This is a genomic window from Amycolatopsis sp. AA4 (assembly GCF_002796545.1).
Lineage (GTDB): Bacteria > Actinomycetota > Actinomycetes > Mycobacteriales > Pseudonocardiaceae > Amycolatopsis.
Genome location: NZ_CP024894.1, coordinates 5912674 through 5933306, shown reverse-complemented (window position 1 = coordinate 5933306; position 20633 = coordinate 5912674). Strand labels below are relative to the sequence as shown.

Sequence of the window (20633 nt, the reverse complement as noted above, 5' to 3'; positions counted from 1 at the left end):
CGGGTCCGCGGCGAGATGGCACACTCCCGCTGTGCGTGTCTACTTGGGATCCGACCATGCCGGTTTCGAGCTGAAGAACCACCTTGTCCGCCACCTCGGCGAACAGGGGCACGAGGTGACCGACATCGGTCCGTTCGTCTACGACGCGGCCGACGACTACCCGGCGTTCTGCGTCGAAACCGCGCGCCGCGTGGCCGCCGACGAGGGCAGCCTCGGCATCGTCATCGGCGGGTCCGGCAACGGCGAGCAGATCGCCGCGAACAAGGTGCCGGGCATCCGCGCCGGGCTCGGCTGGAGCGTCGAAACCGCGCAGCTGACCCGGCAGCACAACCACGCCCAGGTGCTCGGCGTCGGCGCCCGGATGCACACGCAGGAGCAGGCGACCGAGATCGTCGACGCCTTCCTGGCCACGCCGGTGGACCCGGCCGAGCGGCACACGCGGCGCGTGCGGCAGCTGCTCGACTACGAGCGCACCGGCACCCCGCCCGCCCTGCCGGAGGCCTGATGCCCGAGGGGCACACGCTCCATCGGCTCGCCCGTCTCCACCAGCGCCGCTACGCCGGCGGACCGGTCGCGGTAAGCAGTCCGCAGGGCCGGTTCGCCGCGGAGGCGGGGAAACTCGACGGGCAGGTGCTCGTTTCCGCTGAGGCGTACGGGAAACACCTGTTCCACCACTACGGTCCTTTGGGGACAGTGCATGTCCACTTAGGTCTGTACGGCACCTTCGGCGAAGCGCCGCTGCCCGAGACCGCGCCGGTCGGCCAGGTGCGGATGCGGCTGGTCGGCCGCACCCACTGGACCGACCTGCGCGGCCCGACGCGATGCGAACTGCTGGATCCGGCGCAGGTCGACGCGATCAAGGCCCGGCTCGGCCCGGACCCGCTGCGCCGGGACGCGAAGCCGGATCGCGCGTGGGAGCGGATTTCGCGCTCCCGCACGACGATCGCCGCGTTGCTGATGGATCAGGCCGTGCTGGCCGGGGTCGGGAACGTTTATCGCGCGGAAGTGCTGTTCCGGCACGGGATTTCGCCGATGGTTCCGGGCCGATCGCTGGACCGCGCGCTGTGGGACGCCATGTGGGCGGACCTGGTGACGCTGATGCGCGCCGGGGTCCGCGTCGGGCGGATCGACACGGTCGCGCCGGAGCATTTGCCCGCGGCGATGGGCCGGGCGCCGCGCGAGGACCGGCACGGGGGCGAGGTTTACGTCTACCGGCGGGCCGGGATGCCGTGCCTGATTTGCGGGACGCCGGTGGCGCAGAAGGAATTGGCTGCGCGCAATCTTTATTGGTGCCCTGCCTGCCAGCCTGCTTGAGCTGAACGGGTCCGTGAGGGGAACCCTCACGGAATCAGAGTCCCTCAGGGTTCCCCTCACGGACGTCTGCGGGAGCGGAGGCGCGCGGGAATACGACAAAGGCCCCGTGGGCAAACCTTGCCACGGGGCCTTCAGCCGCTCAGCGGTCAGAAGTCGAAGCCTCCGCCGTCGAACCCGCCGCCGTCGAAGCCTCCGCCGTCGAAACCTCCGCCGAAGTCCTGGCTTCCGTCGAACCCGCCGCCGTCAAAACCTCCGCCGTCGAACCCGCCGTCCATGCCGCCCGCGTCGAGGGCGTCCGCCTGGCCCGCGTCGTAGCCGGATTCCCAGGCCGACGCGCTGGCGATGCCGCTCATCCCGGAGAACATGGCGCTGAACAGGAACATCGAGCCCAGGCCCCACGCGCCCGCCACGAGCGCGGGCTTCCACCACGGCTCGCTGTACCAGCCCTGCGGCACCGGGCGTCCCGCGACGCGGCCGCCGGGGTAGTAGTACGGCGTGTCCTGGCCGGGTTCGGGCGACGCGGCGTAGCGCTGGCCTTCGACGTCCACCTCGCGGTGTTCGGTGACCTTGCCCGCGCGTTCGCGTTCGGCCTCGTCCGGCAGGGCGGGGCCGGGGTCCATGCCCATCGCGGTGCGCGCGGCGCGCACGTAGTACAGGCCTTCGATGGCGGTTTCCTTCACCAGCCGGGCCTGTTCGACCGTCTTGGCCTGCTCCAGCTGCGAACCGGCGGCGTTGTAGCGCTCGCTCGCGTCGGCCATCGCCTGCTGGGAGGCGGTGTCGGTGCCGGTGATGTTGAGGACCTGGCCGCCGAGGCGTTCGACGAGGCGGCGCGCGTCGGCCTTCGCGTCGTCGAGCTGGCTCTGTCTCGTCGCGGCCTGCTTCCTGGCCAGGTACAACCCGCCTCCGACGATGACGACGACCAGCACGATCAGGAGGATCGCGGTGCCCATGGGTCACTCCGTGTCTCGATCTGACGCGACGGCCGGGCAGCCGTCCCTGAAACGGACAACGCGGACCGTGCGCGGAGAGTTCCCGGGGCGCCTCCGTTCGGGCGGTGGCCGACAAAACTAGAACACGTTATAGTCCGCGGCATGAAGTTCTCCTTGTCGATCGCGATGAGCCCGCTCGACCAGCTGACCGGGCTGGCCCGCGCCGCCGAGGAGGCCGGGTTCTCCTCGATCGTGCTGCCCGATTCGCTCTTCTACTCCGAGAAAGTGTCCGCCGACTATCCCTACACCCCTGACGGCAGCCGGTTCTGGGACGAGGACACCCCGTGGGCGGATCCGCTGGTCGCGACCGCCTCGATGGGCGCGGTGACCGAGCGGATCCGGTTCTACACGTCGGTGCTGAAACTCGGCTCGCGCAATCCGGTGCTGCTCGCCCGGCAGGTCAACTCAGTCGCCGCGCTGACCGGCGGCCGGTTCGGCCTCGGGCTGGGGATCGGCTGGTCGCCGGAGGAATTCGAATGGTGCGGAGCGCCGTACGCGCGCCGCGGCAAGCGGTTCGACGAGGCGATCGACGTGCTGCGGCTGATCCTCAGCGGCGACATGGTCGAATTCCACGGCGAGTTCTTCGACTTCGACAAGCTGAAGATGAGCCCGAAGCCGCCGTCGCGCGTGCCGTTCTACATCGGCGGGCACACCGACGTCGCGCTGCGCCGGGCCGCGCGCGTCGCGGACGGCTGGTCGTCCGCGATGATGACGCTCGAGCAGCTGCGCGAGACCATCGGCAAGCTGAAGGGCCTGCTCGCCGAGCGCGGCCGCGCCGACGACCCGTTCGAATTCCAGGCGGTGTGCGTCGACCGGTTCGGGCTCGACGGCTTCCGCGAACAGGCCGACGCGGGCGTCACCGACGCGATCACCATGCCGTGGGTGTTCGAGGGGCACGGATTCGACGCGGACCTCGGCCCGAAGGTCGACGCGATCCGCAAATTCGGCGACGAGATCATCGCGAAAATCGAGGAGTGACATGGGAGTCGAGGTCTGCTGGGACCCCGCGGCGAAGCAGCCGCCCGCGCGGGAAGCGGCGTTCAAGTCGATGACGGCGGCGACCGCCGGGGACAAGGACGGCTGGCTCGCGCTGTTCGCCCCGGACGCGGTCGTCGAGGACCCGGTCGGCCCGTCGATGTTCGACGAGGAGGGCAAGGGCCACCACGGCCGCGAGGGGCTTTCGGCCTTCTGGGACAAGACGATCGGGAACGTCGAGAAGTTCGAGTTCGTGATCCGCGATTCGCACGCGGCCGGTTCGGAGGTCGCGAACGTCGGCACCATCACGACGTATTTGCCCGGCGGCTACCGCGTCGACACCGACGGGGTGTTCGTCTACCGGGTGAACGAGGACGGGCTGGTCGTTTCGATGCGGGCGTTCTGGGAGACGGAGCGGGCGATGGCGACCGCACGGCAGGTCTGACGTCAGGACGGGTTCGCTTTCCCCGTAGCAGCCCGCCGTGGGGATCGGTCAGGAATTGTCCAGGCGCAGCAACGTGTTCAGCAGCTTCCCGCCCGGCAGTCCCTCGTCGCCGAAAATGCGGTGCTGCACCTCGATCACGAGCGGCAGCGCGGCCCGCAACGCGGCGCCTCCGGCGTCGGTGACCTCGACGCGTTTGGCCCGGACGTCCTCGGCACTGCGTGCGCGGGCGACGAATCCCTTGCGCTCCAGCGTTTTCAGGATCTGCGACACCTGCATCGGGTGGATGTCGCCGGACGTCGCGAGGCCGGATTGGGTCACCGGGCCGCCGGTGCGGTTCAGCCAGCCGGCGAGCGCGAGCGTCTGGAACTGCAGATGCGTCAGGTCGAGCGGGGCGAGGGCCTGGTCGACCTCGCGGACGTAGCGGTGCACGACCCGCCACATGACGAACCCCACCGCGTTTTCGGGGGCGCCGAGCGAGGCGGTGGCGAAGAGCTCGGCGAGCGCGTCCTTGTCCATCGGGAGGCATCGTAGCGGTTGCCCGCAGATAGTAAACGCGTTTAGTATTGGCCGGGACGGAGAGGGGCGCCTGATGGCTGACCTGCGGCTGGACCTCGGCCTGTACCGCTACGACCACACCCGCCCGCTGTTCGACGGGCGGGTCCGCTTCGAGGGTGTCGACGCGACCCTGCACACTGCCGGCATCGTCTCGGACCTGTTCGAACGGATGGTCCGGGGCCGGGAGTTCGCGGTCGCCGAGCTGGGGCTGACGTTCTACCTGCGCACCTTGGACCTGCCGGATCCGCCGTTCGTCGCGCTGCCGGTGTTCCCGAACCGGCAGTTCCGGCATTCGGCGATCTACGTCAACACCCACAGCGGCATCCGGGCGCCGCGAGACTTGATCGGCAAAACGATCGGCGAGTTCGCGACGTACGGGCACGACGCGGGCGTGGTGGCGAAAGGAATTCTGTCCGACGAATACGGGGTGCGGCCGGAACAAAGCCGCTGGGTGATCGGCGGGTTCGACTGGCCGATGGATTGGTTCGATTTCGTTCCGCGACTGCATCCCGTGGACGTGGCGGTGCGGCAGGCTCCGGCGGGGAAAGCGCTGGGCTCGATGGTGGAGGCCGGGGAGATCGACGCGCTGATTTCCGCGGACCCGCCCCGCGGGATTCGGGAGGATTCGCCGGCGGTGGCGCAGTTGTTCCCGGATTATGTGCCGGTGGAGCGCGAGTATTACCGGCGGACCGGGATCCGGCCGATCATGCACACGGTGGTGGTCCGGCGAGATCTGCTGGCGGAGCAGCCTGGGCTGGCGGAGCGGCTGTACCGGGGGTTTGTCGAGGCGAAGGACGTCGCGATGGCGGACTATCGGCGTGGCCGCGTTTTCAATCACATGGGCGATGCGGGGATGGTGCCGTGGTTCAGCGCGTTGTATGACGAGAACCGCCGGTTGTTCGGGGCGGATTGGTGGCCGTATGGGATCGAGAAGAACCGGCTGTCGGTGGAGGCGTTCCTGCGGTGGCATTTCGAGCAGGGATTGTCGAAGAGGTTGCTGAAAGCGGAGGAGATTTTCGTGCCGGAGTTGTTGGGGACTTAAGCCGTTTCGCGGAGCTGAGCGGTTCATTAGGCTGTGGTGGTGACGGACGACTGGTTCGAATACGACGGCGAACTCGGCGAGACGGAGCGCCGTTTCGCCGAGGCCCTGCGAGCACGCGCCGCCCACTGGCGCGCGAGTCCGCTCGAAAGCCGGTTGGATCCGCCCGATGCGGAGCTTCCGCTGATCGCTTCCCTGGACCTGACTGATCCTGTTGCGGGAGGCATTTTCTTGACCGTCGGGGTGCACGTGGACGGCTGGACTGTGCGCGGCGACGAGGTGCACAACCAGTTGTTCACGCTGCCCGACGAGCCCACTGTCCTCGCGTTCACCGCGACCGGCGGCCCGGAAGAGCTGGCCGCCCACGCCGCGGACTGGTTCGAGGCCATCTTGCGTCGCCCGATCGTGCGCTGCGAATGGACGCTTACCCGTGATCTCTACCTGTTCGCCGACACCGGGGAGATCGTCGGGGGCAGCGGCAGGTTCTGTTCGCCGGGCCAGCTTGACCGGCTGGCCGCCACCGGCCGCCTCGACGGCGGGCGGTGGGTCGACGCCCGGGGATTCCGACAGCCGGACTTCGTTACGCGCGTCCGGTGATCCGGGCGTCCTGGGCCGCCGCCGAGACCCAGGACGCCGGGGGAGTCACTCCGCGATCGACGGGGCGACTTCGGTCCCGCGCGGCGCCCGGGCGACCAGAACCGTCATGAGCAACCCGCACGCGGTCACGCCCGCGGCGACGAGGTAGATCGGCCGCGGACCGGCAGCCGAGTCGGCGAGGAGGCCGCCGACCAGGCCGGCGGCCGCGGCGGCGACCTGGTATCCGGAGGCGTTGACGGCCATGGCGAGTGTCGGGGCTTCGGCGGCGGTCGCCATCATGCGGGCTTGCATGCCGGGGATGATCGCGAAGCCGAGGAGGCCGATCGCCACGACTGCCGCCACGGTGAGCGCCGGGGAGGTCGCGACGAACCAGCTGCCCGCCAGGACCGCGGTCAGCAGGCCGAGAAGAAGAGGCTGGAAGAGTCGCGGGTTGCGGTCGTAGAGCGTGCCGCCGACGAGGTTTCCGATGGTCGCGCCGACGCCGTAGGCGAGCAGGAGGACCGGCAGGCGAGCGGCCGGATGCCCGGCCAGGCCGGTGAGCAGCGGGGCGAGGTAGCTGAACACCATGAGCACCCCGGCGTTCCCTACCGCGGTGACGGCCAGCGACATCAGCACCGGGCACCGGCGCAGCATCCGCAGCTCCGCGACCGCCGAGGTCCGGTGTTCTTCGTTCGGCGAGGCGAGCTGCCAGAACACCAGGCCCAGCCCGATCAGGCAGGCCGCGGCGATCGCGGCGAACGTCGCGCGCCAGCCCCACAGGCCGCCGATCCGGGTGCCGATCGGCGCCCCGAGGATCATGGCGAGATTCATCCCGAACGCCAGCCGGGCGACCATGGTCCCGGCCCGCTCGGGCGGCGCGGATCTCACCGCGAACACGATGGCCTGGGCGAAGAAGGTCGAGGTCACGAGCGCGGTGACCACCCGGGCCGCGAGCAGCGGCGCGAATCCGGGAGCGAGGGCGGAGACCGCGTTCCCGAGCACCGCGACGGCCAGCAAGGCGAGCATCAGCCGCTTCCGGTCGATCCCGGCGGTCGCCGCGGTGAGCAGCGGGCCGCCGATGATCATGCCGACGGCGTACGCGGTGACCAGCAGTCCCGCGGCGCCGACGGAGACGTGGAGGTCGGCGGCGACCTCGGGCAGGATTCCGGCCACCACGAATTCGCCGGTGGTGATGCTGAAAACGCAGAACATGAGGATGAGGAGACGAAGCATGCCCGCACGCTAAACTCTCACGTCGACGTGAGAGTCAAGCCGGACAGCGAGGGAACCCAGGTGAAGATCGGAGAACTGGCGCGCCGGACGGGAGTCAGCGTGCGAGCGCTGCGCTACTACGAGGAAAAAGGCGTGCTGCGACCGGAGCGGATGCCCAGCGGGTACCGGATTTTCGCTGAATCGGACGTCCGCAAGGTCGCGCACATCCAGACCCTCCTCGCCGCGGGCCTCGGCATGGAGGTCATCGGCGAGATCCTGGCCTGCCTGTCCGGCGAGTCCCTGCTGCTGGACGACTGCCGCGAACGCCTCGAAGCGGAGCGCCGCCGGATCACCGGCGACATCGACCGGCTTCTGCACACCCGGTCGCTGCTCGACGATCTGCTCGCGACCACGCGCTCCCCGGCCGCAAGCGGGGTCGGTTAAGCGTCGGGGGTCAGTTCTCGGCGGAGGCCTTCCCGTCGTCTTCGTTTCCGTTGTGGTGTGCGGGAAACCCGTCGGTGTATTCGCGTAGTTCGGAGAGTCGCGGTGGACAGTTCGGCGAATGCGACCACGCGCCCCGGCCGCGCTGGTGTAGTCCGGGTTCCGCGGCTTCGCGATCGGGCAACCGCGGTCGCTTAACCGTCGGCGGCCAGTTCCTCGTGCAGGCCTTCCAGTGCGATGACGTCGTCCTCATTCCCGTTGTGCGGCGCGGAAAACCAGTCCGTGTACTCGCGCAGTTCGGACAGCCGCCAGTCGAGGGCGAACAGTTCGACCATTTCCGGGTCCAGGCCCGGAGCGCCGGGCAGGTCGGCGTAGTCGCGTTCGCGCGGGGCGACCGCCAGGGTTTCCCAGTCGACCAGGCGCAGGCCGTCGGGCGTGGCGACCTGGTTGTCGTTGTGGGGTTCGCCGTGGGTCGGGACCCAGGAATCGCGGCGGGACGCGGCCAGGGCGGCCAGTTCGAGATAGCGGTCGGTCCAGCGTTTGATCGCGTCGCCGCGGGCGGCCAGCGCGGTACGGGCTTCCTCGGCCAGCGGGCCGGACGTCCAGGGGTCGGCGGTGCGGGCGCGCAGGTCATCGGCGAAGCCAGGGCCGACCTGCGGGGACCAGTCGCGCAGGCCAGCGGGTGGCGGGGTGCGGTGGAGGGAGTCGAGCGCGGCCAGGAGTGCCGGTTTGTCGACCTCGTCCTCCGCGGGGCTGCGGCCGTCCAGCATCGGGGTGACGCTGAGCGCGCCGACTCCGGTGTCGACGGTGAACCGGCCGGATCGGGCCGGCAGCGGCGCGCAGACGAAAGCCAGCCCGGAGGCGGCCAGTTCGCCGGCGCTCGCGTAAGTGCTTTCCAGCGACGCCGCGGTGTGCCGGGGTTCGAGCTGGTCCAGCGTGACGAACAGCGTGTCGGTGCGCCAGTGGTGCGCGCCGAAACCCCAAGGCAGGTAAGCGATCTCGGAGACGGGCTGCCAGTGTTCGGCGAGGACGCGGGTGATGGCGTCGTCGGCGAGGAAGGCCGGGCGGGAGCGCACAAATCGGATACTAGGCAGGGCTTCGCGGCGGGAGCAACGGAGTTTCAGAACAGCTCGGTCCGGTAGTTTTCGTCGATCACGTCGTACAGGCCGCCGCTGACGAGGTCGCCCAGGCTGTTGTTCATCTTCTGCGCCTGCTCGGCGATGGACAGCGTGTAGAAATCGCCGCCGAGAGTGGCCGCTTCGGCGAGTCCGCGGGTGTCGCCCTCCCACAGTTTCGCTCGGATGACGGCTTTTCCGCACTGTCCGAACACTTCGCGCACGCGGACGATCGTCGCGAGCACGGCGGGTTTGCCGTCGGCGCTGAGCATGGCCAGCAGTTCCTGGTCGTCGGTGACGAAGGCGTCCCCGTTGACCCGCATCACCTCGCGCAGGCCGGGCACGAAGAAAACGAGCCCGATCGACGGGTTGACGCTGAGATTCTCGAAGGTGTCGGCGAATTTGTTGCCCGGACGGTCGGGGATGGCGAGCGTCCACGGGTCGAGGATCCGCACCGACCCGGGCGGGTCGCCTTTCGGGCCGACGTCCATCAGGCCGTCCGCGCCGAAGGTGGCGGCGCAGAAGAACGGGCTGTGCGCGATGAACCGCATGGCGAATTCGCCGAGCTGCGGTTCCTTTTTCTCGGCGATGAACTGGTCGGGGAAACCGATGATCTCCCGGACGCGTGCCATGGTGATCGGAGCGAAGGAATCTGCCGCGGTGGTCATGGTTTCTCCCGTCACAGGTCGAGGACGAGGCGTGAGGTGCGGGCGCGGGACACGCAGACGAACATCCGGTCGCCCGCCTCCTGCTCGCTTGAGGAGAGAATGCCGTCGCGATGGTCGGGGATGCCGCCGAGCACCTTGGTCTCGCACGAACCGCACAGGCCGGACCGGCACGAGGTCACCGTCCGGATGCCCGCCTTTTCGAGCGCGTTCACAATGCTTTCGTCGGCGGCGACGGACACGGTTTTCTTCGAGGCCGCGCATTCGACTTCGATCGGCTTGTTTTCCGCCGGGGGTGCCGACGGGGCTTTGAAGCGTTCCAGGCGCAGGGTTTCGGCGGGCCAGTTCTCCGCTGCGGTGTCCAAATCGGACAGCAGGGACGCCGGTCCGCAGGCGTAGACCTTCGCGCCTGCCGCCACGGGCTTTTCCAGTGCGGCCAGCGAAATCCGGCCGACGGTGTCCGACGGGCGACAGTGCACGCGCTCGCCGTAGCCGCGAAGTTCGCCGAGGAACGGCATCGACGCGCTGGTGCGTCCGCCGAAGTGCAGCTGCCAGTCGGCGCCCTGGGCTTGCGCGGCGCGGACCATCGGCAGGATCGGCGTGATGCCGATGCCGCCCGCCACGAAAACGTACGAGGCGGCCGGGCGGAAGGCGAAATTGTTCCGCGGCCCCTTGATCGCGATCCGCTGGCCGGGCCGGAGAAACGCGTGCACGTATTCCGAACCGCCGCGGCTCGCGCGTTCCCGGCGGACGCCGATCCGGTAGTACGAGCGTTCGCCGGGCGGACCGCAGAGCGAGTACTGCCGTTCGACGCCGTTCGGCAGCACGAGGTCGAGGTGTGCGCCCGGTTCCCAGCTCGGCAGCGGCTTCCCGGTGGTGGCCGCCAGGTCCAGCGAGACGACGCCGTCGGCTTCCCAGCGCAGCTGCCGGACGAAGACGTCCAGCGGTCCGGCGGTTCCGGTGTTCGGGGGCATCGGCTTCCCTCCTTTTGTTAACGCTGTTACTTGCCGCCTCGCCGAGGGTATTGGTAACGTCGTTAACATGTCAACCGGCACGAAACGGGCGGGAATCGCGGCGACGCGGGCCGAGCGCGCGGTGGCCGAGGCGCTGGACCTGGTCGACGCGGGCGGGCTGGAGGCGCTCACCATGCGCCAGCTGGCCGACCGGATGGGGCTGCACCTGCCCGCGATCTACCGCCTGTTCGACGGCAAGGACGCGCTGATCGACGAGATGGCCGAAGCGATCCTCGCCGGCGCGGTCGCGAAGCTGCCCGGCGAGGACGGCGACTGGAAGGACCGCGTGCGGGCCATGGCGGCCGGCTTGCGCACGGCGCTGCTCGCGCACCGCGACGGTGCACGGATCGTCGGCGGGAACTACGCGGCCAAGCGCAGCAATCTGACCTTTGTGGACAGTCTGCTCGGCGGGCTGCTGGCGTCCGGGTTGCCGCGGCAGCGGGCGATCTGGGCGACGAGCGCGGTGTTCTGCTACGTGCTCGGCGAGACGCTCGAGGAACAGGGCGCGACCGGGGACGAGGTCGAGGTGCTGAAGAGCGTGCTCGGAAAACGGAAGTACGGCCACCTCGAGGCGGGGCCGGTGGAGCCGATGCTCGATTTCGACGAGCGGTTCCGGTTCGGGCTGGAGTTGCTGCTCGCCGGGGTGGACGCGTTGGTGGAGCGGCGCTAGGTCTTCGGCGGTCGCGGAGCGAGGGGGCCGGGCATTCGCGGATTCCGTCCAGTCGGTGAGCGGTGCGCCGGGCGTCCGGCGAATCAGGGCCGCGGGCTGATTCCCGCCACTGCGATCCGGAACAGGCGGCTTGCCTCGGCGGCCGGGTCGGGGTGGTTCTCGGAGGTCAGGGTGATGCCGACGATCAACGCGATCAGATCGCCGATCGTCACGTCCGGCGAGACGGCTCCGTCGCGCGCGGCGTGCGCCAGCAGCGGGGCCGCGGAATCTTCCAAGGTTGCCGCGCAGGAGTTTCCGTGCACCGGATCAGGCACGTCGTACGCCAGGGCGGCGGCGAGGCCGCGCGCGGTCACGCAGTAGCTGACGACGTCGTCCAGCCAGTCCAGAAGCGCGCGGCGGCTGTCGGATTCTCCGGCGAGTTCCTGGGCGCGCGCGGCCAGCAGCGCGATCCGTTCCCGCGAAACCGCTTCCAGCAGGGCGTGCCGGGTGGGGAAGTGCCGCCGCACGGTCGCGGAGCCGACCCCGGCGGTGCGCGCGATCTGTTCCAGCGACGCGTTCGCCCCGTGTGCGGCGACCTCCGCCTCGGCCACCTCGAGGATCCGCGCGTAATTGCGCCGCGCGTCCGCGCGTTGCTGGCCGGGCATGGCGTGACCTCCGGGTTTGCTAAGTGGCGGGCCCCGCCGTATCGTAGCGGACACGAAACGGCGGGCCCCGCCATTTAGCGTTCGCAGGGAGAGTCATGGGCGAGCAAGCACCGGTACTGGTCGTCGGCGCGACGGGACAGCAGGGCGGCGCGACCGCGCGTGAGCTGCTGGCGGCAGGCGTTCCCGTCCGGGCGTTGGTGCGGGATCCGGTGTCGGACCGGGCGAAGGCGGTCGAGGCGTCGGGCGCCGAACTCGTCGTCGGGGATTTGCACGATCGGGACAGCTTGGCGCGCGCGGTGAAGGGCGTGCGGGCGGTGTTCAGCGTGCAGATGCCGGACCTGAGCGGGCCGGAGCCGGATTTCGCCGGCGAGGTGACCCAGGCGGTGAATCTCGTTGAAGCGGCGAAAGAAGCGGGTGTGCCGCAGTTCGTGCACACATCGGTGAGCGGTGCGGGATTGCCGGGACGGATCGACGAGCGCTGGGCGTTCCTGACGCCCGGGATGGAGGCGAAGGCGACGATCCAGGACCGGGTCCGGGCCGCGGGGTTCCCACGGTGGACGCTGCTCAAGCCGGGGTTCTTCATGGAGAACTTCCTGCCGTCCGCGCGGTACGTGTTCCCGCGCGGCATCGAGGGCGGGCTGGTGACGATCCTGCGGCCGGAAACCCAGTTGTCGCTGGCCGCGGTGCGGGACATCGGCCGCGCGGCCGCGGCGGCGATCGCGGAGCCGGAGCGGTTCGACCGGGTCGAACTGGAGCTGGCGAGCGACTGCCGGTCGATGGCGGAGATCGCGCCGATCCTGTCCCGTGTGCTGGGCGTGCCGCTGGCGGTGCCGGACATGACCGAGGAAGAGGCGCTGGCCGCCGGGATGCCGGCGATGGGGTTCTCGCACAAGATGCTGAACGCGATCGGGCAGCCGGCGCGGCCCGAGTTCGCGCGGGCATTGGGGATTCCGCTGACCAGTTTCGAGGAGTGGGCGGAGACGGCCATGCGGGGCTGAACGCCCGGCGCGGCAGGTCTTCCGGCCGGGACCGTTGCTCCGTTCGTGTCCTCCGGTTGGTGCTGACGGCACTTCTGCCCTCGCGGACTTTCCGGTTTTCGTGCCGCCGGAGCGCGGTTGTTTGTTACCTTCTTGGCCCGGAATCCGCGGCCGCACCGGCCAGTGAGGAGCGCTTCGATGCCCGCTGTCCAGCCGTCCGCCGGGAAACGCGCGGGCCGCGATCCGGACGCTACCCGGCGGGCGCTGGTCGACGCCGCGCTCGAACTGTTCGACAAGGACGGTTTCCACGCCACCTCGGTGCAGAAGATCGTGGACACCGCGAAGCTCACCAAAGGCGCGTTCTACTACCACTTCGAATCCAAAGAGGACGTGCTGCGCGAAATCCACGACCAGTTCATGGATTTCCAGCTCCGGCGGCTGCGCGAGGTGCTCGCCGAGGGCGGCGCGCCGGAGCGGGTGCTGCGCCGGGTGATGACCGAGGTGCTGGTCGAGCCGATCGGCCGCTACCGGTCCGAGATCTCGATTTTCCAGCAGGAGCGCCGGTTTCTTTCCAGCACGACGTTCGCCGCGATCGAGCGCAAACGCGACGAGTTCGAAGCGCTGGTCACGCAGGTCGTCGAGCGCGGCATCGCGAGCGGCGCGTTCAAACCGGTCGCGACCGCGCGGGTGCTGGCGTTCGCGGTGATCGGCGTGGCCGCGTGGGCGCACACCTGGCTCGATCCGCGCGGCGAGATGACGCCCCGGCAGATCGGCGACGCGTTCGGCGAGATCGTGGTCGCCGGTCTGCGCACCGGATCGCTGGCGGAGAGCCGGGCCTGAAGCTCTGTTCTGGCACGGCGGGCTGCTTTCCCGGTAGAAAGGGAAGATCATCGGGGAGGGAGCACCCAGTGAAGGTCCTTCTGCGTAAATTTGTCCCCATCGCGGCGGCCGCCGTTCTGGCGGTCGCGCTCGCACCCCCAGCGGCAGCGAGTCCGGCCGGTCCGGTGGCGGCTGCGGAATGGCGGGTCGCCGACGGGCAACTGCTGTGGACCGCGCCGAAACCGCTGTTCGGCGACGGTGCGGTGGAGTTCTGGTCCGGCGGCAAACTGCTCGGCCGAGCGCAGCCGCAGGCCGATCTGCGGACGTTCTCGCTGCCCGCGGGCGGGATCCGCGATCTGCGCGGGCTGGAGGTGCGTGTCGGCGGTCGTTCGCTGACCGAACCGCCGCATGCGACGGCGAAGCAACCGGCTGCGGCGCCGCTGCCCGAGTTGCCCGCGAACGCGGTGGATCCCGGTAAACCCGGGCAGTTCGCGACGGTCAAGGGCGAATACGCGCTCGACCCGGTGCGGCTGCCGGGACTGGACGGGCCGATCGAGATGCAAGGCGTGGTTGTCGCGCCGAAGCACGCGCCGGGGAACCGCCCGCTGGTGGTGTTCCTGCACGGCCGCCATCAGCCTTGTTACGACCCGAACGATCCGGACGGCTATTCGACCGCCTGGCCGTGCCAGACCGGGATGCTGCCGATCCCGAGCTACCGCGGGTACCTGCAGACCCAGGAATTGCTGGCGTCGCAGGGATTCGTGACAGTGTCCATTTCGGCCGACGCGATCAACGCGCTCGACCACGCGGCGCGGGACGGCGGCGCGCAGGCCCGGTCGTCGCTGGTCCGGCTGCACCTGGCGCACTGGGCGGCCGCCCCGCGGATCGTCCGGGACGCGCCCGCCGCGGATCTGTCGAATGTGGTGCTGGTCGGGCATTCCCGCGGCGGCGAGGGCGTCAACCGCGCGGCGATGGACAGTCTCTACCCGCCGCCGGGCGACACCGGGTTCTCCGGGCCGGTCCGGTGGAAGATCCGCGGCGACGTGCTCATCGCGCCGACGGTGTTCGGCCTCGATCCGGTGCCGGATGTCCCGTCGGTCACCTTTCTGCCCTCGTGCGACGGCGACGTCTCGGATCTTCAAGGGCAGCAATACCTCGACGCGGCACGCGGGGTCAGCCGGGACGCGGCCCTGCACAGCGCGCTGTATGTCTCGGGAGCGAACCACAACTACTTCAACGCGGAATGGACGCCCGGCGTCGCGGTGGCCCCGGCGCAGGACGATTTCCATTCTCCGGAACCGGATCCGAACTGCTCGCCCGGCGTGCCCGCGCGGTTGACGGACGCGCAGCAGCGAGCGGTCGGCGCGACCTATGTCGCCGCGGCGGCGCAGCTGTTCCAGAACCACGATCTGCGAGTGCAGCCGCTGCTCGACGGTTCCGGCGTGCGTGCGCCGTCCGCCGATCCGGCGCGGGTGTTGACGCACGCGCTCGGCGGCGCGCGGACGCCGGTGCTGGTCCCGGATTCGTCGACCAACGTCACCGGCAGCGGCGACGTGTGCCAGCAGGTCGGCCCGGACCGGCGGTGCCTCACGAATTCCGGCGCGTCCAAATCCCCGCATTTCACCGGGCTGGAAGAAGCTCCCGATCCGACGCGGACCGCCGTGCACGTGCGTTCCGCGACGGCCGGGGTTCCGGCGAAAATCTCGTTGCCCCGCCCGGTTTCCGCGAACGGCGCGCGGGCGCTGGCGATGCGGATCATCGCGCCGGAGAACGTTCCGGCCGAGTCGTTCGACGTCGCGGTCTTCGACGCGCGGGGCCAGCGGACGAAACTGGGCGCGGTGACGGTGGCCGGGCTGGCCGGGACCGAGCGGACGAAATCGTTCTGGGGCCAGGAAGTCCGGGTCCCGCTGCCGCCGCACCTGGAGATAGCCGGCCTGGAGCTGACGCCGCGGACGGCGGGCGGCGAGGCGTGGCTGCTGGACGCGTACGCCTGGCGACCCGGCCTGCCGGACCCGAATCCGGCTTCGCTGACCCGGATCGACCTGGGTTCGATGACGGTCAAGGAAGGCGATTCCGGCTCGAAGACCTACCAGATCCCGGTCACGGTGACCGGCGACAGCGGCGGTTCGGTGCGGGTGTTCCGGGCGGACCCGGTCTCGCCGATGTCGGTGAAGTGGACGTACCAGGCGGTCACGCTCGCGCCGGGGCAGCACACGCTCGACCTGCCCGTGACGGTCGTCGGGAACACCCGGTGGAGCTGGCCGTACCGGATGCTGGCCGAGGTGAAGGCCGCCCACGGCACGGTGGTCGGGGCGGCGGAGGGGTCGCTGAACGTCGACAACGACGATCCGGCGCCGAAGATCAGCGTCGGCGAGTCGAAGGTGTCGACGGTCGAGGGCGGTGCGCTGACGTGGCCGGTCGGACTGTCCACAGTGGCCGATTCGGGGATCAGCGTGCTCGGGCAGGTGATGGCGCCGAAGACCGGGCCGGAGCTGATGACGTCGGATGTCGACCCGAAATGGCTGGTCGAGCACGGCGTCGATCCGGAGAAGAAGCAGCCGCTGTCGGAGGCCCGGCTGACGGTGGCGGTGCAGATCCCGGCGGGGTCGACGAGCGGGGAGCTGACGATCCCGACCCTGCGGCACGCCGGGGCCGATCCGGCGAAGCAGGTGCTGCTGCACGTGACGGGCCAGCCTCGGGAATCCGGACCGGACGTGGACGTCACGGGGACGGTGACGGACGCGGGCTGACGCTGGGTCGATCCTCCTGGTCCGGCGTTCGGGCCAGGAGGATTTTCCGTTCGTTCCGGGCGGTTTCGCGGAAACCGTGCCGCAGGTAGAACGCCTGGGCCCGGGTGTTGACCGCGAGGACTTCGAGCACGAGCGGCTGTCCCCGCTCCGCCGCGACGCCGATCAGCCACCGGAGCAGCCGCCCGCCGATCCCGCGGCCTTGGAAGCGGGGGTCGAGTTCGATCCGGCCGAGAAAAACCTCGGCCGGCCGGTAGTCGACGACGAGCAAGCCGGCGTCCGCTCCGTCGACCGTGATGATCTGCCAGGTGCCGGGGACGAAGGCGCGGTCGTGGTAGCCGCGCTGGATTTCGTCGTCCCATCCCCAGATCGCGGCGACATGTTCGCCCAGCGCGGCCCGGTGCACCTGGAAACAGAAGTCGCTGTCCGCGGCCGTCGCGGGACGCAGGTCGACTTCGCTCGGCATGCGCGCCTCCGCTGCTCGGGAGCGCTCAGGGTAGCGCGTCCACCGGTCGTGCCTGCGCGAGCGCGGCAGAAGCCGCGGCGTGACCTGGACAGTCCAAATCGGACAAAGAAGCCCCGGCCTCCCGGCGATCGCGGTGCCTGCGTCTCACTGGGACTGACGGTGCGCCCGCGGAGTCATCAGCCGCGTGATGAGCGGCGTCGAGCCGAGCCCGTGCAGGACCACGCTGCCCAGGACGCAGACGACTGTCAGCGTCAGGACGAGGTCGCTGGCCTCGCCGGTCAGTCCGTTGATCGCCAGCAGTCCGAAGACGACCGACGTCGTGCCGCGCGGGCCGAGCGCGCCGACCAGGAACCGGTCCCGCAGCGGCATCCGCGTTCCGGCGAGCGACACCAGCACCGGGACGATCCGCAGGACGGTCAGCGCGAGCAAGCAGAAGACGACCGGCTGCCACGGCACCCCGAGGGACACCATGACCACCGCGGCCCCGCCGACGACGAACCACATCGCCATCGTCAGGATTCCGGTGACCTCTTCGAGCAGCTGCAGATCCTCGGCCGGCCGGGCGAAGTGCTCCCGGGCGGGGCTGTCCGCGGTACGCAGGTGTCGCGCGGCGAAGGCGCGGTAGACGTAGCGGAAGGCGATGCCGGAGACGAAACAGGCGACGAATCCGTTGCCGTCGATGGCGACTGTCGCGGCATAGGTCAGCAGGGGAGTGGTGAGAATGGTGATGCGCCGCCCCTGCCCGGAAGTCCAGCCGGAGCGGACCGCGAGGAAGAGCAGAACCCCGATGACCGTCCCGACGACGCCCCCGGCGACGACGGCTTTGAGCGCGAACGGCAACGCGGTCGCGAGGGCTTTTCCGGCGGTGTTCGCGGTATTGTCGCTGCGCGCGAGAATAAGCGCGAACAGGAACAGCGGCGAGACCAATCCGTCGTTGTAACCGCTTTCCACGTTCAGCACGCTGCGCACTTGCGGCGTCAGCGTTTTGTCCCGCACGACGCGTTCGGCGGCGGCGAAATCGCTCGGGATGACGATGCACGCGACGATCAGCAGCAACGGCCACGGCAGTTCCGGGAAAAAGGCCCAGCCGGCCAGCATTGCCAGTCCGAGGCTCAGCGGCAGCGCGAGGAACAGCACGCGCGCGACGAGACCGGGCGCGTGTCCCCACAGCCGTCCGCCGCGGACCTCGGTGGCGTCGACGAAAAGCAGCATCGCGAGAATGAGTTCGGCGACGTGCTGGGCGACTTCCGTGTCGAAGAGGTCGAGCAGTTTTCCCGGATTCGCGAACATCGCGGTCGCGGCCCCGCACAGCACCATCAGCACGGGTGCGGCGATGTTCCACCGGTCGAGCCGCTTGGCCGCGAGCGCGCGCAGCAGGACCGCGGTCGAGAGGACCAGCAGTGCGGGGATCATCGTTCGTCCGGCTCCACGGCGTTTTTTGGGACTGCCCAGCCGTCTTCGGCCGCTGACGCTCCACAGTGTACCGGCGGAGGCGGACGGGCTCCGGATTTCCGGGTGTAGGTCACGTCCACCCGGAATCGGTCGGTGGTTGGACGATTCGGCGGATCCGGGGCCCTAGCTTCGGGAAGGCGGGTGTTCCGGCCCGCCTGACTCGACAAGAAGGCCGTGATGACTGACGCTCTGATCATGGGCGGGATCCTGCTCGCCCTCGTGCTTTTCACCCAGGTGGGCCGCCGTCGGCACAACCTGGTCATGGGCATCATGCCGTTCGTCTCGTGCACCGTCATCGGGGTCCTGTACTTCACCGGCGGGATCTCGCTGACCGGGCCGAACGTGGTGGCCGGCCTGGTCGGGGCCGTCGCCGGGGCGGTCGCCGGCGCGGGGCTGATCGCGACCACCCGGGTGGAGCGCAGCGCGGTCACCGGGCGCGTGCAGACCTGGGCGGGCTGGCCGTACCTGCTGATCTGGCTCGCTGTGCTGGTCGGGCGGCTGGTGTTCGTGTGGGCGGTGGAGAACGTGCGCTCGTTCGCCGCGAAGGTCGGCGAATTCCTGGTCAGCGCCGGTCTGGACGAGGACGGGGTGGGCTTGTTCTTCGTGCTGATGGCGCTGGCCATGGTCGCGGTGCGGGCCGGCGGGGTGCTGTGGCGGGCGCGACGGCTCGAGCCGGCATGTGATGGGCAGCCGGTGCGGGCCTGACTACGCTGAGCAGCGAAGACGCCCAGGGGGAGGGAACGCGATGACTCGGCTGCCGCTGGTCCTGATGCGGCTGCTCACGCCGGTGGCCTTCGTCGCGATTCTCGTCACCGCGCAGCCCTCGGCGGAGTGGGAGTGGGCGCCGATGGCCGCTTCCGCCGCGTGCGGGCTGGCGTTCGGGATTCTGGACCTTCGCTGGCCGCGGGCGGGGGCCGTGCTGCTGTCGCTGGCCGCGCTGTTCGGCACGGTCGTGACGGTCGCGGACCAGAATCTCACCGGACCGTCGTTGATATGTCTGTCCTTGCTCGTGTTGTCGTCGCTCGAGGCGATCCCTCCGGTGGAGATCGGCACGGTGGCTGCGGTCGTGGGGGTCGCAGCCACTGTCGGAGGCTGGCTTGCCGGGCAGCCGGCCGGGCTCGTCGCGGGGAACGCGCTGGCGGTGGCGGTCGTGGTGCTGCTCGGGCTCAACCGGCGGCAGTACCGGGTGCAGGCGCGGCAGGCCCGGGACCTGCTGGACCAGACGCGGCTAGCCCAGGAGGCCGTGGCCCGCGGCGCGACGCTGGAGGAACGCGCCCGGCTGGCCCGGGAGGTCCACGACATCCAGGCGCATTCGCTCTCGGCGCTGTCGCTGCATTTGCAGGCCGCGGCGCGGATGGTGGCCGAGTTGCCGTCGCCGGACGAAAAACTCGCCGCCTGCGTGGAGAAGGCCGGGCAGTTAGCGCAGGAGGGGCTGATCGAGACGCGGCGCGCGGTGCACGCCTTGCGCGGTGCTCCGATGGCGTTGCCGGAGTTGTTCGGTTCGCTGCCGGACACCGCGTCGATCCAGGTGACCGGCGAACCGCGCGAACTCCCCGCGGACGGCACCCTGCTGCTGTACCGCACTGTCCAAGAAGGACTGTCCAATGCGCGCAAGCACGCGGCGGGCGCGCCGGTGTCGGTCGAACTGTCCTATCTGGACGATGCGGTGACGATGACAGTCCTCAACCGGACCGGTTCCGGCAGCGGACTGCCCGGTGCCGGATACGGCCTCACTGGCCTGCGCGAGCGCGCGGAGCTGGTCGGCGGCGAGGTGACCGCGGGCCCGGATGGCGCGGGCTGGCGGTTGTCGGTGAGGATCCCGGCATGACGATCGTGCGCGTGCTCGTGGCCGAGGACCAGCCCGCGGTGCGGGAGGGGCTGGTGCTGCTGGTCGGGCTGCTGCCGGAGATCGAGGTCGTCGGACAGGCGGGCGACGGTCTCGCCGCGGTCGAGGAAACCCTGCGGCTGCAGCCCGACGTCGTGCTGATGGACCTGGACCTGCCGCGCTGCGACGGGGCGGCGGCGACGCGGCGGATCGTCGCGGAGCTGCCGGGCACGCGGGTCGTCGTGCTCACCACCTACGCGGACAGCGCGTCGATCGTGCGCGCGCTGGACGCGGGCGCGGTCGGCTACGTGACCAAAGCGGCGAACGGCGACGAGATCGGCCGGGCGATCCACGCGGCGGCGGCCGGGCAGACCGTGATGGACCTGTCGGTGCAGCGGACGCTGCTGGCCGCCGCCCGCCGCCCGGCCGCGCCGCCGGAGGACGGGCTGACGGCGCGGGAGGTGGACGTGCTGAAGCTGGTCGCGGGGGGACGGAGGAACCGGGAGATCGCGCGGGAACTGCAGGTCAGCGAGGCGACGGTGAAGACGCACGTGAACCGGATCTTCGCGAAGACCGGCTGCGGGACCCGGGCGCAGGCGGTGCGGTACGCGCATCAGCACGGGTACGCGGACTGATCCCGGAGCTCTCCGGCGCGACAAACCAACGTCAGCGCCCGGCGGTGCCCCTTCGCGAC

Annotated in this window: 23 protein-coding genes; 14 read left to right on the top strand and 9 right to left on the bottom strand. The window is 70.2% G+C overall.

Annotated features, from left to right (window positions below; all coding sequences use genetic code 11):
- Positions 1 to 31 precede the first annotated feature (31 nt).
- The gene (locus CU254_RS27485) at positions 32 to 505 is read left to right on the top strand and encodes a ribose-5-phosphate isomerase (protein ID WP_009081281.1); all 474 of its coding nucleotides are present in this window, start codon (positions 32 to 34) and stop codon (positions 503 to 505) included.
- A complete protein-coding gene (locus CU254_RS27480; protein ID WP_009081280.1) occupies positions 505 to 1314 on the top strand; it encodes an Fpg/Nei family DNA glycosylase in 810 nt (269 codons plus the stop codon). Before CU254_RS27485 ends, CU254_RS27480 begins: the two co-directional genes overlap by 1 nt.
- Positions 1315 to 1460: 146 nt before the next feature.
- On the opposite strand, the gene CU254_RS27475 is transcribed toward CU254_RS27480, so the two are convergent.
- The gene (locus CU254_RS27475) at positions 1461 to 2264 is read right to left on the bottom strand and encodes a hypothetical protein (protein WP_009081278.1); all 804 of its coding nucleotides are present in this window, start codon (positions 2262 to 2264) and stop codon (positions 1461 to 1463) included.
- A 141-nt stretch (positions 2265 to 2405) separates the two neighbouring features.
- Between CU254_RS27475 and CU254_RS27470 the strand changes: the two genes are divergently transcribed.
- Both CU254_RS27470 and CU254_RS27465 read left to right on the top strand, forming a co-directional pair.
- A complete protein-coding gene (locus CU254_RS27470) occupies positions 2406 to 3281 on the top strand; it encodes an LLM class F420-dependent oxidoreductase (protein WP_009081275.1) in 876 nt (291 codons plus the stop codon).
- A 1-nt stretch (position 3282) separates the two neighbouring features.
- Positions 3283 to 3723 (top strand): nuclear transport factor 2 family protein, encoded by a 441-nt coding sequence (locus tag CU254_RS27465; protein ID WP_009081273.1) that lies wholly within the window; start codon positions 3283 to 3285, stop codon positions 3721 to 3723.
- Between the two features lie 48 nt (positions 3724 to 3771).
- Here the strand turns inward: CU254_RS27465 and CU254_RS27460 are convergent, their stop codons facing one another.
- On the bottom strand, positions 3772 to 4239 hold the full coding sequence (locus CU254_RS27460) for a MarR family winged helix-turn-helix transcriptional regulator (RefSeq protein ID WP_009081271.1): 468 nt from the start codon (positions 4237 to 4239) through the stop codon (positions 3772 to 3774).
- A gap of 73 nt (positions 4240 to 4312) precedes the next feature.
- Between CU254_RS27460 and CU254_RS27455 the strand changes: the two genes are divergently transcribed.
- The gene (locus CU254_RS27455; RefSeq protein ID WP_100266897.1) at positions 4313 to 5320 is read left to right on the top strand and encodes a 4,5-dihydroxyphthalate decarboxylase; all 1008 of its coding nucleotides are present in this window, start codon (positions 4313 to 4315) and stop codon (positions 5318 to 5320) included.
- 39 nt (positions 5321 to 5359) lie between these two features.
- Complete coding sequence (locus CU254_RS27450) at positions 5360 to 5914, top strand: hypothetical protein (protein ID WP_037718043.1); 555 nt, start codon at positions 5360 to 5362, stop codon at positions 5912 to 5914.
- 45 nt (positions 5915 to 5959) lie between these two features.
- On the opposite strand, the gene CU254_RS27445 is transcribed toward CU254_RS27450, so the two are convergent.
- The gene (locus CU254_RS27445) at positions 5960 to 7126 is read right to left on the bottom strand and encodes an MFS transporter (protein ID WP_009081264.1); all 1167 of its coding nucleotides are present in this window, start codon (positions 7124 to 7126) and stop codon (positions 5960 to 5962) included.
- 27 nt (positions 7127 to 7153) lie between these two features.
- Here CU254_RS27445 and CU254_RS27440 point away from each other — a divergent pair, with 27 nt between their 5' ends.
- A complete protein-coding gene (locus tag CU254_RS27440) occupies positions 7154 to 7549 on the top strand; it encodes a MerR family transcriptional regulator (protein WP_234392752.1) in 396 nt (131 codons plus the stop codon).
- Between the two features lie 191 nt (positions 7550 to 7740).
- On the opposite strand, the gene CU254_RS27435 is transcribed toward CU254_RS27440, so the two are convergent.
- The 3 genes from CU254_RS27435 to CU254_RS27425 are packed head-to-tail and all read right to left on the bottom strand — an operon-like array spanning position 7741 to position 10300.
- Positions 7741 to 8622, bottom strand: coding sequence for an aminoglycoside phosphotransferase (locus CU254_RS27435; protein WP_100266896.1), 882 nt, complete (start codon positions 8620 to 8622; stop codon positions 7741 to 7743).
- Positions 8623 to 8666: 44 nt separating this feature from the next.
- Complete coding sequence (locus CU254_RS27430; RefSeq protein ID WP_009081257.1) at positions 8667 to 9329, bottom strand: MSMEG_1061 family FMN-dependent PPOX-type flavoprotein; 663 nt, start codon at positions 9327 to 9329, stop codon at positions 8667 to 8669.
- 11 nt (positions 9330 to 9340) lie between these two features.
- On the bottom strand, positions 9341 to 10300 hold the full coding sequence (locus CU254_RS27425; RefSeq protein WP_009081255.1) for a PDR/VanB family oxidoreductase: 960 nt from the start codon (positions 10298 to 10300) through the stop codon (positions 9341 to 9343).
- 67 nt (positions 10301 to 10367) lie between these two features.
- Here CU254_RS27425 and CU254_RS27420 point away from each other — a divergent pair, with 67 nt between their 5' ends.
- Entirely contained in the window at positions 10368 to 11009 is a 642-nt protein-coding gene (locus CU254_RS27420) for a TetR/AcrR family transcriptional regulator C-terminal domain-containing protein (RefSeq protein WP_009081253.1), read from the top strand.
- Positions 11010 to 11092: 83 nt separating this feature from the next.
- On the opposite strand, the gene CU254_RS27415 is transcribed toward CU254_RS27420, so the two are convergent.
- Positions 11093 to 11653 (bottom strand): TetR/AcrR family transcriptional regulator, encoded by a 561-nt coding sequence (locus CU254_RS27415; protein ID WP_037715015.1) that lies wholly within the window; start codon positions 11651 to 11653, stop codon positions 11093 to 11095.
- Positions 11654 to 11748: 95 nt separating this feature from the next.
- On the opposite strand from CU254_RS27415, the gene CU254_RS27410 reads away from it, so the two are divergent.
- From CU254_RS27410 to CU254_RS27400, 3 genes are all read left to right on the top strand, one after another.
- Positions 11749 to 12651 carry an NmrA/HSCARG family protein gene (locus CU254_RS27410; protein ID WP_009081250.1) on the top strand — a complete coding sequence of 301 codons (903 nt, stop codon included), beginning with the start codon at positions 11749 to 11751 and terminating at the stop codon, positions 12649 to 12651.
- 177 nt (positions 12652 to 12828) lie between these two features.
- Positions 12829 to 13470, top strand: a complete 642-nt coding sequence (locus tag CU254_RS27405; RefSeq protein ID WP_100266895.1) for a TetR/AcrR family transcriptional regulator — start codon at positions 12829 to 12831, stop codon at positions 13468 to 13470.
- A 68-nt stretch (positions 13471 to 13538) separates the two neighbouring features.
- Complete coding sequence (locus tag CU254_RS27400) at positions 13539 to 16199, top strand: hypothetical protein (protein ID WP_199841093.1); 2661 nt, start codon at positions 13539 to 13541, stop codon at positions 16197 to 16199.
- Here the strand turns inward: CU254_RS27400 and CU254_RS27395 are convergent.
- Both CU254_RS27395 and CU254_RS27390 read right to left on the bottom strand, forming a co-directional pair.
- Complete coding sequence (locus CU254_RS27395) at positions 16171 to 16662, bottom strand: N-acetyltransferase (protein WP_009081246.1); 492 nt, start codon at positions 16660 to 16662, stop codon at positions 16171 to 16173. The genes CU254_RS27400 and CU254_RS27395 overlap by 29 nt on opposite strands.
- Before the next feature lie 144 nt (positions 16663 to 16806).
- Positions 16807 to 18075, bottom strand: a complete 1269-nt coding sequence (locus tag CU254_RS27390) for a cation:proton antiporter (RefSeq protein WP_009081245.1) — start codon at positions 18073 to 18075, stop codon at positions 16807 to 16809.
- Between the two features lie 216 nt (positions 18076 to 18291).
- Here CU254_RS27390 and CU254_RS27385 point away from each other — a divergent pair, with 216 nt between their 5' ends.
- The 3 genes from CU254_RS27385 to CU254_RS27375 are packed head-to-tail and all read left to right on the top strand — an operon-like array spanning position 18292 to position 20574.
- Positions 18292 to 18819 (top strand): hypothetical protein, encoded by a 528-nt coding sequence (locus CU254_RS27385; protein WP_037715013.1) that lies wholly within the window; start codon positions 18292 to 18294, stop codon positions 18817 to 18819.
- Positions 18820 to 18859: 40 nt separating this feature from the next.
- Entirely contained in the window at positions 18860 to 19942 is a 1083-nt protein-coding gene (locus CU254_RS44825; protein WP_050788292.1) for a sensor histidine kinase, read from the top strand.
- Entirely contained in the window at positions 19939 to 20574 is a 636-nt protein-coding gene (locus CU254_RS27375; protein WP_037715011.1) for a response regulator transcription factor, read from the top strand. Before CU254_RS44825 ends, CU254_RS27375 begins: the two co-directional genes overlap by 4 nt.
- Positions 20575 to 20633 lie beyond the last annotated feature (59 nt).

Excerpts from the sequence above, each read along its gene's own strand:
- CU254_RS27480 (WP_009081280.1), top strand. The coding sequence starts at position 505 with ATGCCCGAGGGGCACACGCTCCATCGGCTCGCCCGTCTCCACCAGCGC.
- CU254_RS27475 (WP_009081278.1), bottom strand. The coding sequence starts at position 2,264 with ATGGGCACCGCGATCCTCCTGATCGTGCTGGTCGTCGTCATCGTCGGA.
- CU254_RS27470 (WP_009081275.1), top strand. The coding sequence starts at position 2,406 with ATGAAGTTCTCCTTGTCGATCGCGATGAGCCCGCTCGACCAGCTGACC.
- CU254_RS27465 (WP_009081273.1), top strand. The coding sequence starts at position 3,283 with ATGGGAGTCGAGGTCTGCTGGGACCCCGCGGCGAAGCAGCCGCCCGCG.
- CU254_RS27460 (WP_009081271.1), bottom strand. The coding sequence starts at position 4,239 with ATGGACAAGGACGCGCTCGCCGAGCTCTTCGCCACCGCCTCGCTCGGC.
- CU254_RS27455 (WP_100266897.1), top strand. The coding sequence starts at position 4,313 with ATGGCTGACCTGCGGCTGGACCTCGGCCTGTACCGCTACGACCACACC.
- CU254_RS27445 (WP_009081264.1), bottom strand. The coding sequence starts at position 7,126 with ATGCTTCGTCTCCTCATCCTCATGTTCTGCGTTTTCAGCATCACCACC.
- CU254_RS27430 (WP_009081257.1), bottom strand. The coding sequence starts at position 9,329 with ATGACCACCGCGGCAGATTCCTTCGCTCCGATCACCATGGCACGCGTC.
- CU254_RS27425 (WP_009081255.1), bottom strand. The coding sequence starts at position 10,300 with ATGCCCCCGAACACCGGAACCGCCGGACCGCTGGACGTCTTCGTCCGG.
- CU254_RS27420 (WP_009081253.1), top strand. The coding sequence starts at position 10,368 with ATGTCAACCGGCACGAAACGGGCGGGAATCGCGGCGACGCGGGCCGAG.
- CU254_RS27415 (WP_037715015.1), bottom strand. The coding sequence starts at position 11,653 with ATGCCCGGCCAGCAACGCGCGGACGCGCGGCGCAATTACGCGCGGATC.
- CU254_RS27410 (WP_009081250.1), top strand. The coding sequence starts at position 11,749 with ATGGGCGAGCAAGCACCGGTACTGGTCGTCGGCGCGACGGGACAGCAG.
- CU254_RS27405 (WP_100266895.1), top strand. The coding sequence starts at position 12,829 with ATGCCCGCTGTCCAGCCGTCCGCCGGGAAACGCGCGGGCCGCGATCCG.
- CU254_RS27395 (WP_009081246.1), bottom strand. The coding sequence starts at position 16,662 with ATGCCGAGCGAAGTCGACCTGCGTCCCGCGACGGCCGCGGACAGCGAC.
- CU254_RS27390 (WP_009081245.1), bottom strand. The coding sequence starts at position 18,075 with ATGATCCCCGCACTGCTGGTCCTCTCGACCGCGGTCCTGCTGCGCGCG.
- CU254_RS27385 (WP_037715013.1), top strand. The coding sequence starts at position 18,292 with ATGACTGACGCTCTGATCATGGGCGGGATCCTGCTCGCCCTCGTGCTT.
- CU254_RS44825 (WP_050788292.1), top strand. The coding sequence starts at position 18,860 with ATGACTCGGCTGCCGCTGGTCCTGATGCGGCTGCTCACGCCGGTGGCC.
- CU254_RS27375 (WP_037715011.1), top strand. The coding sequence starts at position 19,939 with ATGACGATCGTGCGCGTGCTCGTGGCCGAGGACCAGCCCGCGGTGCGG.